This is a genomic window from Haloarcula quadrata (genome assembly GCF_003634715.1).
Taxonomy (GTDB): Archaea; Halobacteriota; Halobacteria; order Halobacteriales; family Haloarculaceae; genus Haloarcula; species Haloarcula marismortui.
In genome coordinates this window covers 558,603-572,302 of sequence record NZ_RBWW01000001.1, presented here as the reverse complement: position 1 = coordinate 572,302, position 13,700 = coordinate 558,603, and the positions used below count along the sequence as shown (strand labels likewise).

Genomic DNA, 13,700 nt, shown 5'->3' with positions numbered 1-13,700 from the left:
TCTATTGCAGGGGTGTCCTTGCGGCGCAACGGGCCGCTGTGGGCACCGCCCGCTGCTCACTGGCACAGAACGCCGCGTATGTCCGCCCGCAAAACTGCCTTTCCCGGTGGCGGCCGACGGAGCGGCCGCCCGGCCACCGCTGTGTTCGCTCCGCCACTCTGCGCACTCCGCCGCGGCCACAGACACCGACGACTTCGACCGAAGATGCCGCCAGTTTTTGAACGGGCAGTGCCCCAGTACCCCTATGCGCACCTGTAGCGTCTGCGACCGGGAGTACCCCCGCAAGGACCCCTGGCAGTGTTCCTGTGGGGCACCGCTTGATTACGCCACGCAGCCGCTGCCCGACAGCCAACCGGGGCAGTTCTCACGGACCAGCGGCGTCTGGGACTTCGCCGAGTTCCTCCCTGTGGGCGAGCGAGTCAGCCTCGGCGAGGGCTGGACGCCGCTGGTCGACGCGCCCGGGTGGGACGCCACGTTCAAACTGGAATCACTCCACCCGACGGGAAGTTTCAAGGACCGTGGCGCGGCGACGGTTATCGCCGAAGCGCTCGAAGTTGGGGCCGACCGCGTGCTCGAAGACTCCTCGGGCAACGCCGGGTTGGCGGTCGCATCCTACGCGGCGCGAGCGGGGCTGGACGCGGAGATATACGTCCCCGCGAGCGCGAAGGACGCGAAGGTTCGCCGCATCGAACGAACCGGGGCCGATGTCGTCCGGGTTGAGGGGAGTAGAGAGTCCGTAACCGAAGCCTGTATCGACGCTGTGGAGGACGGGGCAGGGTGGTATGCCAGCCACGCCTGGAATCCCGCTTTCTTCGCCGGGACAGCGACGACTGCCTACGAAATCGCCGCCCAGCGTGACTGGAGCGTTCCGGACGCCGTCGTCACGCCGCTTGGTCACGGGACGCTGTTTCTCGGTCTCTACCGTGGATTTCAGGCGTTGGAGCAAGCTGGATGGACAGACGCTATCCCGCGCATACTGGGAACGCAAGCGGTCGGGTACAGTCCCATCGCCGACGATGACGAGGGCGGGACTGTGCCGGACGACGCTGCCGCCAACGACCTCGCCGACGGTATCCACATCCGGGACCCGCCGCGTAGCCGGCAAATCCAGCACGCTATCGACGAGACCGATGGTGCCGCCGTCGCCGTCTCCGCGGCGGCAACGGAGCGCGAACGCGACCGGCTCGGTGCAGCAGGGTTTCACGTCGAGCCGACGTGTGCGACGGCGACAGCGGCGCTACCCGAGTTCAGAGAGCGAGGAGAACTCCAGGACGGTGACGACGTCGTTGTAGCGTTGACCGGGCGAAACGATTAACGCATCAGCAGTGTCGATACTGCGAAGTCGGCATCGACAGAAAGCCACTGCTTCTCTACGTCTGTCGTGTCGACATCTGGCGCGTAGCAGATGAGTCGCTCGCTGCCGTCGGGACGGGAGCGTACCACGGCAGGCAGCGTGCCATCGTCAGCGTCAGTCGCCGCCGTCACCTCGCTCGTCGACCGGGTATCGGAGTCCATGTTCCGATTCACGACAGGTGTTATTATTGTTACCTGTCGGTTATCGGGTGTAAGGGCTACTGAACGTCGTCGAGAGAAACGAGAAGGTCAGACGAAACGGCCAGCCAGTTTGCTTCCAGTTCGGAGCCCGTGCTATTGGGCGGATACAGGATTGAACGCTGGCCGCCACCCGCAGCCGGCTCGTGTTCGACAGTCAGTAGTTTCTCGGCGGCGTCGCCGTCCGTCGTATTTTGCTGCTGGGCATCTGACCGCTCAGGGCACATAGCCGCAGATAACAGTATTGCAATATTGTTATCCGTAGTCTAAATCGGGATATATCTCCCTATTACTGGAATATTCGTGGTGCTTACTGACCGGTAGCCAGTCCGAACCAGATAGCAGAGAGAAACAGAGCCGCGCTCGGTCGCTGGGTGAGAAGTGTACACGACGAGGCCACGGCGCGTGCGAATTGTTGGAGCCTATTTCGGGATAGTGTCGGCCCGGGGTCGATTCAGACCGGTACTTCCAGACAGCATTCCGTCTCAGCGAGACGGGTGCGTGGGCGCGTCGAATCCGCCACGGACCAGCGGCTTCGCGATGTGACGGCGGGCGACCGGCGGGACTTCGTACCATCCGCGTTCCAGTCCCCGCTCGATGGACTGCGCAGTCTTGCCGTCAGCACTGGTCCCGCAGTCCCGACACCGATAGCCCTGGTTCCGGCCGGCGGATTTCATCGACCGGCCACAGTCCGGGCAGTCCGGCGTAACGGCTTCCGTCCGGACGAGGTCACGGACCGCGAACTTCTCCAGTTTGAGTGTGCCATCAGTCACTTCACCACAGGCAGTGATTCGGTCGCCGGCTTTGAGCGAGCGGACCCGGTTGCGAAAGCGCTTTGTCGGCTCGAAAGCCGCGCAGTCGAGGGTCGTATCGTCGCCCCGGAGCGGAACGAACACGTGCCCGCCTTCCCGCGTTTCGGGGGCCTCGACGACTTCGCCGGTGACACGGTAGGCGCTGTCGGCCGTGACCGCGTCGAGGGACGCGTCCTGTAGATGTACGTCGGTTCCCTGATTCGTCACGAACGTCGCTCGGCGAGCGATGGGTTCGCTGTCGATTGCGTCGGCGACGGCGCGACAGGCGGTCGGGTCGTCGCCGCGAATCCCGTAGAGAATCGGGCAGGGTGTCCGCGGCACACAGACCGGATAGGCCGACTCGCGGTCGACGGTATCCCACACGTCGGGGTAGTGCTCCTCAGCCGCCGCGCGGACGCTCTCGCTGTCGACCGCTCGCTCAGTGCCCCACCGGTCTTGCTCCCGGTAGGCGATATGTTCGTACGTCCAGTCCGATAGCGCGGCCCAGGCACCAACCGCCGCGAGCGCACCGACGAGTCCGCGGCCGTTGCCCCGCTGGCAGCGAGCGAACCCGACCACGTCAGCTAGCGTCGTCGCGGCCATCGGGTCCTGTATCGACCGGATGGTCTCGCGGGCGAACGTTGCGCCCTGCGGCGGGACATCTTCAGGGTCGCAGTCAGCGACGATAGCGCCGGGATTGGTCCGTGGGTCATCGGTTTCAGCCATGTCGAGCACGTCCTCGGCCAGTCCAAGCGCTGTATCGGCATCGAGGTCCGTATGCACCGCCAGCGCCGCGTTCCCGCGGGTCTTGTGTTCGACAGCGGGGTTCAGCCGGACGAGGAGCAGTCGCTCGACGGTCCCTCCGGCGTTCCGGATCGACTCGGCGAGCGTGGCGGCGGCGTAGGTCGTACACATTCCCCGTTCGCGCGAGTCCGTATCATCGAGGCCGACGACAGTCACAGGCGCCTGTAGCCCCGAAACAGTCAAACCCCTTTCGTCACGTCCCAGTTTCGGGCCTGGAACCTCAACGAACGGCGCAATACATATAATGGGTGAGCGGGCTAGACTCAGTAGAGGTACAGAGTACTATGTCACGGTCGGCGCTGGTGGAAAACGTCATGGCGATGCTCGAAGACGCTGGCTTCCTCGTCAGCGACCGCTGTGCGATTCGTCCGAAGAGTTTCGACATCGCTGCCCGTCGCGGTGAGGACGTGTTGCTCCTGAAGATACTGGGCAACATCGACGCCTTCGATGCACAGACCGGGGGCGAGATGCGGCGACTGGGCACGTATCTGAATGCCACCCCGATCGTGATCGGCCTCCGAACGCGCGACGAGGAACTGAAACCCGGTGTCGTCTACTTCCGGCACGGCGTTCCCGTGCTGTCACCCGACACCGCGATGGACCTGTTCGTCGAGGAGGTCCCGCCACTCATCTACGCCGCCCCGGGCGGACTCTACGTCAACATCGACTCCGAAATTCTCGCCGACGTGCGCGAGGACCGCGACTGGTCGCTGGGCCGCTTGGCGAAGGAACTGGGCGTCTCCCGGCGGACGGTCTCAAAATACGAGGACGGAATGGACGCCTCCGTCGAGGTAGCCGCCGAACTCGAAGACCTATTCGACGCCCCGCTGACATCGCCGGTGAGCGTCCTCGAAGGCGCCGAGGAAGTCCGTGATGATGAGCCGACACCGGACGACCCCGATGTCGCACCGGAGGACGAGCCGATTGTGACGGTGTTCACCCGCATCGGCTTCGAGGTCCACCCGACGGACCGCGCGCCGTTCAAGAGCGTCAACGAGAGCGACGACGAGCACGGGCAGGTCCTTGCCGGCCACTCGGCGTTCACCGAAACGGCCGAGAAACGGGCCCGAATCATGTCCTCGGTCGGAGAGGTGACCCGGACCCGGTCGGTGTACGTCGTCGACGAGCTCCGACGGGAGTCCGTCGAGGGGACCGCGCTTATCGAAAAGGAAGAGATGGAGAACATCGAGGACGCCATCGACCTGCGCGACCTCATTATGGAGCGCGGCGAGGACCGCGAGGAAGTCGCCTGAGCGGTCGCTTACCGTCGTTGCTGCCAAGTAAAAACGAGAACCACCGCAAGCGCCGAGTCTACTGGCCGTACGTTTCTTCGAGATACTCGACGATGTCGTCGGACTCAGGCATTCCGTCGACGCCGTTGTCCTCGTCGATGAGTACCGGAACACCGGTCTGGCCAGAGACCTCCTTCACTTCGGTCCGCTCGCCGTGGGACCGTGGGACCATGTGGGATTCGTAGTCGAGCCCGAGTTCGTCGAGTTTCTTCGTTACCTTCGCGCAGTACGGACAGCCTTCGAGTTCGTAGAGTTCGAGATTGGCCATTGCACCCACGTGTAGGCGAGCCAGCGTCAAGAACACATCGGTGGTGTGTCCCGGCTGTGCAGGGGCGAAAGCGTTCCGGCCAGCGCTACACGTCGATGTCGTCGGGCGCGTCGGCGAGCAGGTCAGAGGCGGTCACGAGCGAGGAGAGTTCGAGGTCGTGGTCGGCGAGGTTCTCGCTGGCTCCTTCCTCGCGGTCGACGACGACGAGCACGCGGTTGACGACAGCACCGGCCTCGCGGAGCGCCTCGGCGGCATCGACCGCGCTCTGGCCGGTCGTGGCGATGTCTTCGAGGATGATGACCTCCTCGCCGTCGGTCAGGTCGCCCTCGATTCGGTTGCCCGTCCCGTACTCCTTGGCCTGCTTGCGGGCGATGACGTATGGAATGTCGGTTTCGACACTGGTGACCGCGACCAGCGGGACCGCGCCGAGGGCGACGCCGGCGAGCGTGGCGTCCGTGTCCCACTCGGCGATACGCTCGGCGAAGGCCCCGGCGATGAGGTCCAGACAGTCGGGATTTGTCTCGAAGACGTACTTGTCGACGTAGTAGTTCGACGTGCCGCCGTGGGAGAGCTCGAACTCTCCGAATTTGACGGCGTCAGCGTCTCGCAGCGCCGCGATGAGTTCGTCGTTTGCCATACGCTCACTGGACGGTCACGGGGCTAATGACTGTTGGATTCAGACAGCGACATTCCTAAGCCCTTCCGCCTCAGACACTCGCTCGAATGCAAGTGTTCGGGTCGAGCGGCGTCCGAGGTGTCGCGGGCGATGAGCTGACACCGCGGTACGTCCTTCGGGTTGCACAGGCCGCCGGGGACGTCTGGCGTGACGACCACGACCGCGTGGCGATCGCCCGGGACACGCGGACGACCGGGCGGACGTTCATCAACGCCGCGACCAGCGGCCTAACGACCGTCGGGTTCGATGTCGACCGCCTCGGCGTCGTGCCGACGCCGGGACTGCAGGCCTACTGCGAGCGTGAGGCGGTCCCGGGCGTAATGATTACTGCGAGCCACAATCCGGCCGCGTACAACGGCGTGAAGCTCATCGGCGCCGACGGGGTTGAACTGACACGGAGCACGCTCGACCGCGTCGAGCAGTCGCTCCGGGACGACACTCCAAACTACGCAGACTGGGAGACAGTCGGGTCGGACACCGCCATCGAGAGCGCCCGCCGCCGATACCGCGAGCAGGTGCTTGCTGCCGTCGACCGCGACCGAATCGCCGACGCCGACCTCACTATCGTCGTCGACTCCGGCCACGGAGCTGGCTCTCTTACAAGCCCCGACCTGTTCCGCGAACTCGGCTGTGAAGTCCACACCGTCAACACCCAGCCCGACGGCCACTTCCCCGGCCGTGACCCCGAACCCGTCGCCGAGAACCTCGAAGACCTGCGGGCGTTCGTCCGCGCGACCGACGCCGACCTCGGCTTTGCCCACGACGGCGACGCCGACCGCGGGATGTTCGTCGACGAGACCGGAACCCATATCGAAGGTGACGCCGCGCTGGCCGCGCTCGCGGCGGCGGAAATCGAGTCCGGCGACGGCGTCGTCTCGGCGGTCAACGCCTCTCAGCGCCTGGTCGACGTGGTCGAGGACGCCGGCGCGACCCTCTCACTGACTCCTATCGGCTCGACGTACATCGTCAGCCGTATCCGCAAACTGCAAGACGAGGGAACCCACGTCGCGATTGCCGGCGAAGGCAACGGCGGCATTCTCTTTCCCGACTACCGCATCGCCAGAGACGGCGCGTTCACCGCCGCGAAGTTCCTCGAACTCGTCGCTGACCGGCCTGCAAGCGAGGTCGCCGCGGACTACGACGACTACTACAACGTCCGTCGGAACCTCGAATACGAGACCGAGGAAGAGCGCGAATCAATGCTCGAAGGTATCGAGGCCCATGCGAACGAGGCGACGGCCGACCTCGATACGACAGACGGCTACCGCCTCGACTACGGCGACGGCTGGGTACTTGCTCGACCGTCTGGCACGGAGCCCGTCGTCCGGGTCTACGCCGAAGCGCGCACACTTGACCGCGCCGAGGAACTCGCCGAAACGATGGTCAGCCGCGCGACCCAGCAAACGAATACTTACAGCGGCGAATAGGTGTCCAGCGCGTCGTCGATAGCCGCTCTGGCCTCGCGGGCAGCTGACAGTTCTTGTTCGACAGCACCGCTTGCCAGCCGTTCGCGCTCAGCTTCTGTGAGTTCCGAGCGAGCGAGAGCGCTCTCCCGGAGCCGCTCGTAGTCGTCTCGCTCCGCGAGTCCACGCACCTCCCGGAGCGCGGCGACGACCGACTCATCCGCGAAGCGGGCAACAACCGAGCGGTACGCTCGGCAGAGCCATGGCAGAGCGGTCGCCGATGGCGGCGGCCAGTCGACCCGCACCGGCTCGGCGTCAAGCCGCCGGAGATACGTCTGCCGGGTGGCGACAGCACTGCGGAGCGCTGCGGCGTCGTCGACGTAGTGGTCCAGTTTCGAGGCGGAGTAGTCGGCGTACTCCAGCAGTTTCGGAATCGGTTCGGTCCCGGCGTCGTGCTCGCGAACGTACGTCAGCAGTTCCGCGGGTGGGGACCGGAACTCGACCAGCGGATACGCGTCCGCTCGCTCGATAACCACCAGCGCGTCTCTAGCGGGCGTGTTGCGCCGAAAATCGGTGAATGCCTCGGTAACGGCGTCGTTGTAGCGCTCGATTGGCTCACGAAGGTGCTCGACCGGCGCGTCAAGGTCGGCATCACCGAGCCGCTGGAGGCGTTCCAGCTCGTCGATACGGTCGCTCAGTTCGTCGCGTCGACGGCCGGCGTCCGTTCGGGCTTTTTTGTACTGCTCGCGTGCGTCGTCAAGTTCGTCAAGTCGCCCGACGAGGTCGCCGATGGGAGACAGCATCTCCCGGGCCTGCTCGAAGTCGCTTTCGGTGAGCCGCCGCTGCTGGAGGAAGTCGTCGATTTCTTCGAAGGTATCCCGTTCGGGCAGGTCTTCGGAGAGGTCGTCGGTCAGCGTCCCGACCCGGCCCTGAAACTCCATGAACGCCTCGAAGTCGCCACCACCGGTCGCTCGGCCGTCGTAGCTTTCGAGCAGGTTCCACAGTTCGCGGTAGATGTCACGGCAGTCACGGAGCGCGTCTGCGCCAACCGAATCAACGCGTTCGTGTGCCCGGGCGTACGCGTCGGCGGCCTGTTCGAGGCGTTCCACGGCGTCGGGGGGTCCCGCACCGCTTTCGATCTCAGTATCGGATCGCGCCATCAGTACACGTCGTCGGGGTCGAACACTTGCTCACCGACCGTCTCGCCGTCGACGGTCCGGTGGAAACAGGACTCGTAACCGGTGTGGCAGGCCCCGCCAGTCTGGTCGACGATGTACAGCAGCGCGTCCCCGTCGCAGTCGACCCGCACCTCTTCGACGGCCTGCGTGTGGCCGCTCGTCCCGCCCTTGTGCCAGAGTTCGTCCCGGCTCCGCGAGTAGTAGTGGGCCTCCCCCGTCTCGCGGGTCTTCCGGAGCGCTTCCTCGGTGACGTAGGCAAGCATGAGCACGTCACCGGAGTCTGCGTCCTGCGCGACTGCCGGGATGTACTCCTGCTCGTCGAACGCGAGGTCGACGTCGGTCATACTCGGGCCGAGGTGTGTCCGCAAAATAGGTCTTCTGCTGTCAGCGGTCAGGCCAGCCCGACTGCCTGCAACAGCGAGAACAGCACGTCGCCGTAGGTGAGTGAAACGACCAGCCCCGCGAACATCGGGACGAGGAACGGAATCCCGGGCGAAATCCACACCTCGTCCTGTTCGACCAGCACGTCCAGCCCATCACGGAGCTGCTGGGGTGAGGTGCCGTAGGCCGAGTGGTCGATATCGTCAAGGAACCGCTCGGCACCCCATGGGTCGTCGATTTGGTCGGGGTGGTCCATCCCATCGGCCCCGATGTCGTTCGTTGACGGTTCGGCCACATCGCCGGACGCCGAGTCGCCGCCATCGGTCGCCAGAGACCCGTCGCCGGGGTCGTTCGGGACTGCCGGAAGGGAGGTCGGAAGCCGATGCTGCGCTGGGTCGGCACGGATATCAGCGAGCGAGCAGCCGCGCCACTGGAGGTACATCCGGAGCGCGTCGAGGTCGAGGCCGCCACGGTCGAACCCGTCAGGCGATTCGAGCAGTCGGCCGTACTCTTCGGTGACGTCGGCGACAGCGACGGGCCGCCCGATGAACATCGCCAGCGAAAATCGCCCCCGGGCGAGGTTCCCGGCGGCGACAGCCAGCGGGTAGACGACGCCGGCAAGCACGGTGTTCGAGAGTACCGTCAGCGAAAAGACGCGGATAGCAGTCTGCTGAAGCGGGAGCGCGACGCTTGGCATGGGCAAGTAGTACACCGGATAGATGGGAAAGAGAACGGCGATGAGCATGAACGCCTTCGCATCGGCCCCGCCGAAGCCGCCGATGAGCCAGAAGCCGTACGACAGCGGAATAACGAAGCCGAGACTGATTGCAACCCTGATAAGAAACAGCCGCTGGCCGACCGCTGTCGGGCCGGTCCAGACGGTGTAGGCGTCCCACAGCAGGAGGACGACCGCCAGCGCGGCAAGTGGGGTCCAAGTCCGGTTGGGCACCCGGCGAGTTTTCACGTCGCGGTAGGCCGCCCACCCAAACACCGGGACGGCGACCAGTCGAAGCAGGTCCGGTATCGACCCGAGCACGGCTATACGCAGTACAGGGGTGCCCCTAATGGTTCCGATACGACGGTTCTCCTGAGCAGTTGCTACCGGGAGAAGAAAGCGTAGTGCGCTACAGGAGCCGCGTTAGATGACGCGGTTCTGCAGGTAGTCGAGATGCTTGGCGTTGTAGACGATCTTGACCTCGTCGGCGTCCGGGCTGCCGATACAGGTCAGGCGAACGTTCTTGTCTTCGACTTCCTCGTCGCTGAGGATCTGCTGCATGTCCATGTCGATGTCGCCTTCGAGAACGATGGCGGCACAGTTCGCACAGGCACCGGCGCGGCACGAGAAGGGCCAGTCGTAGCCCTGTGCCTCGGCGGCCTCAAGGATGTACTCGCCTTCGTTCACCTTGAGGGACCCGTAGTCCTCATCGTCGAGGTCCATATCCGACGCCTCTCCGAAGACGTCGTCGTCGTACATGTCCCAGCCGTTATCGTCCACTACTTCGTAGTTAAGGTACTCTACCGTGGGCATCACCTGATTGTTTGAACCCCGCCCTGTTAGACTTTGCCCTTCCGTTTTAGGCCGTGCAAAATAATGAGGGACGGCGCGGGGATTCATCGAGAATTTACGACGGCTGTTCGGGGCCGATTACCCCTCAGGCGATGGGCAGAAACCGGAACACCAGATACGCCGCGAGCGTCGCAATCGAGGGGACGACGTTCTGGAGGAATATCACTCTGGCAGTCGTGCCGGGCTCGAACAGGTCCGACGCCGACGGGATGTCCTCGCGCGATTCCTCGCCGATGGGCTCGGTCTCGGCCGGCTTCGGCGTCCCTTTCTTGCCGCCGACAGTCGGCGCATCCGCGGCGTCCGCGTCGGTGGTCAGCGCACCGACGGATGCGACGGGTGCCTCGCCCTGCACAGTGTCAGAGAGGCTCGTCGTTCGCGTCGCACGGCCCCACCCGAGCCCGACGATGCTCATCGTGGCGATGATGACGAAGCTCGCTGGGATACCCAGCGCGGAGAGGAAGGTGACGATGGTCGATGCGACTGCCGCGACGACGATGGCAGCGACCAGCGGGAGGTCGGTCAGGTCGTTGCCGACCGTGTCCATCGTCCGGCGAGCGATGGTGAACGCACCGAGGCCGATAGCGCCGCCGCCGAGCAGAATAGCCGGGTACAACTCCAGTGAGCCGTTGCCGACGAGGGGCGCAACAGCGTTGGCGACGTTCGACGCCCCCGCCGAGAAGCCCATGTAACAGCCGATACCGATGACGACGACGGTCCCGACGAACTCACGTTGTGTCGTATTCTCGCCGAGCCCCGGCCGCGGAATCGAACCGGACCGATCGAAATCCAGCAGCGCTCCTTCGCTCTGTGAGACGGCGAACCACTCGACGAGTGTCGGGTAGAAGTACCGCCCGATGACGCCGCTGACCCAGAAGGCGATAATCGGCGAGACAAGCCACCACGAGACGATTTCGAGCATCAGGGCGGCGTTCAATGTCCCGCGGGCGAGGCCTAGCCCGGCGATAGCGCCAACGGCCGTCATCGATGTCGACGCCGGAACCCCGACCACGTTCGAGAGGAACAGCGCGACGCCGATGAAAAACAGGACAACGATGCTGATCAGCGGTGAGAACTGCGTGGCGACGAGGTCACTGCCAAGGCTCTCGACGACGGCCGGCCCGACGATGAGGCCGCCAGCCATCGCGAATATCGTCATCAGGGCTGCCGCCGAAAGCTTCGAAAGCGTGTTCGACCCGACCGCGGGCCCGAACGCGACACCCGTGGACGACCCCCCGATATTGAAGCCGACGAAGATAGCTACCAGAACACCGAGGGCAAAGAGAACTTCGACCATACAGGTGCCAGTCCCTCACTGGGTTAAAACGTACCGAACAGGTACTCGGACGAGCGGCGACGGCAGCCGCTACGGCGACTGCTCGGCCGAGCCACCGTCGTCGGTGTCGGACTCGCCACCCTCGTCAGCGAGAAGGTCGTCGTCAGCCGGGACGGTCTCCTCGACCTCCGCCGCGGTCTCCTCGACCTCGTTTGCCGTTTCCTTGGCCGCTTCGACTTCGTCGGTGACGGATTCAGCGGTCTGTTTCGCGTCGCTGGTCTTGTCCTTGACCTCGGTCGTTTTGTTTTTCACTTCAGTGGTCTTGTCTTTCGCGTCCGTCGCTTTGTCCTTGACTTCAGTCGTCTTGTCTTTGACTTCCGTTGTCTTGTCCTTGACCTCAGTCGTCTTGTCTTTGACTTCCGTCACCTTCTCGGCGGCGTCCTCGTCGCCGGTCTCGGTCGCAGTCTGTTCGACTTCGTCGGCCGTCTGCTCGACCTCTTCGGCTGTCTGTTCGACTTCGTCGACGGTTTCTTCCACTTCGCCCGCAGTCTGTTCCACCTCGTCGGCCGTCTGCTCGACTTCGTCCGCTGTCTGCTCGACGTCTTCGGCTGCCTCGTCGACCGTTTCAGCGGCGTTTTCGACCTCGTCAGCGGTCGTTTCCAGTTCTTCGGCGGTCGTCTCCAGTTGCTCGGCTGCCTCTTCGAGTTCAGCGGCCTTGGTAGCGACATCCTCGTTTGTCCGCTCGAGGACGTTTGCAAGGACGAGGAACTGTAACAGACCAACAACGACGAACGCCGAAATGGCGATGCTCGCAGCGGTCGCAAGCATTGATTCCGTCCCGGCACCGAGCGGTAGAACACCGAACGCGGCCAGTCCCCAGGCCAGCGCCAGCCCGACAGCGACGACCAGCACGGCCTGTTCAAACAGTCGGTACTCGCGCTCGTATCGCCCGAACATGACTGCTTCGAGCCGACGGGCGAGCGGTGTGAGGACGAATGTTGCCATAACCATAGCTGACCTTTCCTATCACAGCGTAAAAGCATGGGGGTACACTGGGTCAGACAGCCGCCGTACGTCTCGGACCGACACGCTTTCGACGGCTGCCACCGGACCACCGGCCATGTACCCCGAGTTCGAGGTCGTTCCCGCGGTCGACATGCAGGACGGACAGGTGGTCCAGTTGGTCGGCGGCGAACGCGGCACCGAGAAAACCTACGGCGACCCGGTCGAGGCCGCACAGCGGTGGGTGGACGCCGGGGCGCGGACACTCCATCTCGTCGACCTCGACGGCGCGTTCGAGGGCGAGCGACAGAACGCGGCGGCCATCGACGCCGTCCTCGACGCGGTGGGAGCCGACGTGGACGTGCAACTCGGTGGCGGTATCCGGACCGCCGAGGACGCCGTGTCGCTGCTTGACCGCGGGCTGGACCGCGTTATCCTCGGCACAGCGGCCGTCGAGACGCCGGAAATCGTCGGCGAAATCAGCGACGAACACCCCGGCAGTGTCCTCGTGAGCCTCGACTCGAAGGACGGCGAGGTCGTGGTGTCGGGCTGGACCGAGGGGACCGGTCTGGACCCCGCCGACGCCGCCGGGCGGTACGCCGACCTCGGGGCAGGTGGCATCCTGTTTACCGACGTGGACGTGGAGGGACAGCTCGACGGGGTGCGAACGGACCCAGTTCGTCGTCTGGTCGATAGCGTCGACATCCCCGTCATCGCCAGCGGCGGCGTCGCGACCATCGATGACGTGCTGGCGCTCCGGTCAGCGGGGGCCGCCGCCGTCGTCGTCGGCAGCGCCCTCTACGAGGGACAGTTCACGCTCGATGCGGCGATTGACGCGCTCGGCGAGTCATCGGAATAACCCGGGCCGGCTGAACGCATAACCGTGTGGCGCCCTCACAAGACGTATGGACCGCAACGAGGTGCGCCACGCGTGGGACAGTGTCTCCGAGACCTACGCCGAGCGGCGCGACCCGACCGGGTCGGACGCAGCCCTGCTTGAGGACTTGCTCGAACGGCTCCCCGAAGCGCCGACAGTTCTCGACGTAGGCTGTGGTGACGGCGCGCGGACGCTTGCGAACCTCCCGCCGAACAGCGTCGGTCTGGACTTCTCGCGTGCGGGTCTGAACCTCGCCACCGAGACAGTACCGGACAGCCGGCTCGTGCAGGGTGACATGACGGCGCTTCCGGTTGCGACCGACAGCGTGGACGCCGTCACGGCCTACCACGCCGTCTTTCACGTCCAGCGAGACCAGCACCCGGAGGTCTACCGGGAGTTCGCCCGCGTCCTCCGGCCGGGCGGCACTGTGTTGATGACGCTGCCGAGCGGCCAGTTCGAGACCGTCCGTCGCGGCTGGATGGGCGGGTCGATGTTCTTCTCAGCGCCGGGTCGGCGGGCGACGCTCGACCAGTTGGCCGACGCCGGCTTCACCGACACGGAGACCGTCACTGCGACGGACCCCCTCGGGAGCGATAGCGAGTTCGTCTTCGCCACGCTCGCCGACGCGTAGTAACTC

The 13,700-nt window shown here is 64.9% G+C and carries 16 protein-coding genes; 5 read left to right on the top strand and 11 right to left on the bottom strand.

Translation table 11 applies throughout. The features are described 5' to 3' along the window. Positions 1-244 precede the first annotated feature (244 nt). Entirely contained in the window at positions 245-1,315 is a 1,071-nt protein-coding gene (locus BDK61_RS02945; protein ID WP_004959452.1) for a pyridoxal-phosphate dependent enzyme, read from the top strand. Here the strand turns inward: BDK61_RS02945 and BDK61_RS02940 are convergent. From BDK61_RS02940 to BDK61_RS02930, 3 genes are all read right to left on the bottom strand, one after another. Then, positions 1,312-1,515, bottom strand: coding sequence for a hypothetical protein (locus BDK61_RS02940; protein WP_004959455.1), 204 nt, complete (start codon positions 1,513-1,515; stop codon positions 1,312-1,314). The genes BDK61_RS02945 and BDK61_RS02940 overlap by 4 nt on opposite strands. Before the next feature lie 56 nt (positions 1,516-1,571). Further along, complete coding sequence (locus BDK61_RS02935) at positions 1,572-1,778, bottom strand: hypothetical protein (protein ID WP_004959459.1); 207 nt, start codon at positions 1,776-1,778, stop codon at positions 1,572-1,574. A gap of 258 nt (positions 1,779-2,036) precedes the next feature. Beyond that, entirely contained in the window at positions 2,037-3,302 is a 1,266-nt protein-coding gene (locus BDK61_RS02930; RefSeq protein WP_121302261.1) for a tRNA(Ile)(2)-agmatinylcytidine synthase, read from the bottom strand. A 128-nt stretch (positions 3,303-3,430) separates the two neighbouring features. Between BDK61_RS02930 and BDK61_RS02925 the strand changes: the two genes are divergently transcribed. Beyond that, positions 3,431-4,399: a transcriptional regulator gene (locus BDK61_RS02925; RefSeq protein ID WP_005537026.1), complete on the top strand. Its 969-nt coding sequence runs from the start codon at positions 3,431-3,433 to the stop codon at positions 4,397-4,399. A gap of 58 nt (positions 4,400-4,457) precedes the next feature. Here BDK61_RS02925 and BDK61_RS02920 read toward each other — a convergent pair whose 3' ends face one another. Further along, entirely contained in the window at positions 4,458-4,706 is a 249-nt protein-coding gene (locus BDK61_RS02920; protein WP_121302260.1) for a glutathione S-transferase N-terminal domain-containing protein, read from the bottom strand. Between the two features lie 85 nt (positions 4,707-4,791). Further along, positions 4,792-5,343 carry an orotate phosphoribosyltransferase gene (pyrE, locus tag BDK61_RS02915; RefSeq protein WP_004959471.1) on the bottom strand — a complete coding sequence of 184 codons (552 nt, stop codon included), beginning with the start codon at positions 5,341-5,343 and terminating at the stop codon, positions 4,792-4,794. A gap of 86 nt (positions 5,344-5,429) precedes the next feature. Between pyrE and glmM the strand changes: the two genes are divergently transcribed. Further along, positions 5,430-6,809: a phosphoglucosamine mutase gene (gene glmM, locus BDK61_RS02910; RefSeq protein ID WP_121302259.1), complete on the top strand. Its 1,380-nt coding sequence runs from the start codon at positions 5,430-5,432 to the stop codon at positions 6,807-6,809. On the opposite strand, the gene BDK61_RS02905 is transcribed toward glmM, so the two are convergent. The 6 genes from BDK61_RS02905 to BDK61_RS02880 all read right to left on the bottom strand — a co-directional run bounded on the left by BDK61_RS02905 (position 6,794) and on the right by BDK61_RS02880 (position 12,195). Next, positions 6,794-7,945, bottom strand: coding sequence for a DUF7118 family protein (locus BDK61_RS02905; RefSeq protein WP_121302258.1), 1,152 nt, complete (start codon positions 7,943-7,945; stop codon positions 6,794-6,796). The two genes, glmM and BDK61_RS02905, sit on opposite strands and share 16 nt — an antisense overlap. Then, positions 7,945-8,307 carry a phosphoribosyl-AMP cyclohydrolase gene (hisI, locus tag BDK61_RS02900; protein WP_121302257.1) on the bottom strand — a complete coding sequence of 121 codons (363 nt, stop codon included), beginning with the start codon at positions 8,305-8,307 and terminating at the stop codon, positions 7,945-7,947. The genes BDK61_RS02905 and hisI overlap by 1 nt, the downstream gene beginning before the upstream one ends. 47 nt (positions 8,308-8,354) lie before the next feature. After that, a complete protein-coding gene (locus BDK61_RS02895) occupies positions 8,355-9,380 on the bottom strand; it encodes an A24 family peptidase (RefSeq protein WP_121302256.1) in 1,026 nt (341 codons plus the stop codon). Positions 9,381-9,482: 102 nt separating this feature from the next. Next, complete coding sequence (gene fer1, locus BDK61_RS02890; RefSeq protein WP_121302255.1) at positions 9,483-9,872, bottom strand: ferredoxin Fer1; 390 nt, start codon at positions 9,870-9,872, stop codon at positions 9,483-9,485. A 124-nt stretch (positions 9,873-9,996) separates the two neighbouring features. After that, positions 9,997-11,205, bottom strand: coding sequence for an inorganic phosphate transporter (locus tag BDK61_RS02885; RefSeq protein ID WP_011224281.1), 1,209 nt, complete (start codon positions 11,203-11,205; stop codon positions 9,997-9,999). Between the two features lie 69 nt (positions 11,206-11,274). After that, positions 11,275-12,195, bottom strand: a complete 921-nt coding sequence (locus tag BDK61_RS02880; protein WP_121302254.1) for a hypothetical protein — start codon at positions 12,193-12,195, stop codon at positions 11,275-11,277. Positions 12,196-12,304: 109 nt separating this feature from the next. Between BDK61_RS02880 and hisA the strand changes: the two genes are divergently transcribed. Continuing rightward, on the top strand, positions 12,305-13,045 hold the full coding sequence (gene hisA, locus BDK61_RS02875) for a 1-(5-phosphoribosyl)-5-[(5-phosphoribosylamino)methylideneamino]imidazole-4-carboxamide isomerase (protein WP_121302253.1): 741 nt from the start codon (positions 12,305-12,307) through the stop codon (positions 13,043-13,045). A gap of 46 nt (positions 13,046-13,091) precedes the next feature. Then, positions 13,092-13,694, top strand: coding sequence for a class I SAM-dependent methyltransferase (locus BDK61_RS02870; RefSeq protein WP_121302252.1), 603 nt, complete (start codon positions 13,092-13,094; stop codon positions 13,692-13,694). The last annotated feature ends 6 nt before the right edge of the window (positions 13,695-13,700 follow it).

What these genes read in the sequence shown, in the direction of transcription:
- BDK61_RS02925 (WP_005537026.1), top strand. Translation starts at nt 3,431, where the DNA reads ATGTCACGGTCGGCGCTGGTGGAAAACGTCATGGCGATGCTCGAAGAC.
- hisA (WP_121302253.1), top strand. Translation starts at nt 12,305, where the DNA reads ATGTACCCCGAGTTCGAGGTCGTTCCCGCGGTCGACATGCAGGACGGA.
- BDK61_RS02920 (WP_121302260.1), bottom strand. Translation starts at nt 4,706, where the DNA reads ATGGCCAATCTCGAACTCTACGAACTCGAAGGCTGTCCGTACTGCGCG.
- BDK61_RS02940 (WP_004959455.1), bottom strand. Translation starts at nt 1,515, where the DNA reads ATGGACTCCGATACCCGGTCGACGAGCGAGGTGACGGCGGCGACTGAC.
- BDK61_RS02880 (WP_121302254.1), bottom strand. Translation starts at nt 12,195, where the DNA reads ATGGTTATGGCAACATTCGTCCTCACACCGCTCGCCCGTCGGCTCGAA.
- BDK61_RS02885 (WP_011224281.1), bottom strand. Translation starts at nt 11,205, where the DNA reads ATGGTCGAAGTTCTCTTTGCCCTCGGTGTTCTGGTAGCTATCTTCGTC.
- fer1 (WP_121302255.1), bottom strand. Translation starts at nt 9,872, where the DNA reads ATGCCCACGGTAGAGTACCTTAACTACGAAGTAGTGGACGATAACGGC.
- glmM (WP_121302259.1), top strand. Translation starts at nt 5,430, where the DNA reads ATGCAAGTGTTCGGGTCGAGCGGCGTCCGAGGTGTCGCGGGCGATGAG.
- hisI (WP_121302257.1), bottom strand. Translation starts at nt 8,307, where the DNA reads ATGACCGACGTCGACCTCGCGTTCGACGAGCAGGAGTACATCCCGGCA.
- pyrE (WP_004959471.1), bottom strand. Translation starts at nt 5,343, where the DNA reads ATGGCAAACGACGAACTCATCGCGGCGCTGCGAGACGCTGACGCCGTC.
- BDK61_RS02945 (WP_004959452.1), top strand. Translation starts at nt 245, where the DNA reads ATGCGCACCTGTAGCGTCTGCGACCGGGAGTACCCCCGCAAGGACCCC.
- BDK61_RS02935 (WP_004959459.1), bottom strand. Translation starts at nt 1,778, where the DNA reads ATGTGCCCTGAGCGGTCAGATGCCCAGCAGCAAAATACGACGGACGGC.
- BDK61_RS02870 (WP_121302252.1), top strand. Translation starts at nt 13,092, where the DNA reads ATGGACCGCAACGAGGTGCGCCACGCGTGGGACAGTGTCTCCGAGACC.
- BDK61_RS02905 (WP_121302258.1), bottom strand. Translation starts at nt 7,945, where the DNA reads ATGGCGCGATCCGATACTGAGATCGAAAGCGGTGCGGGACCCCCCGAC.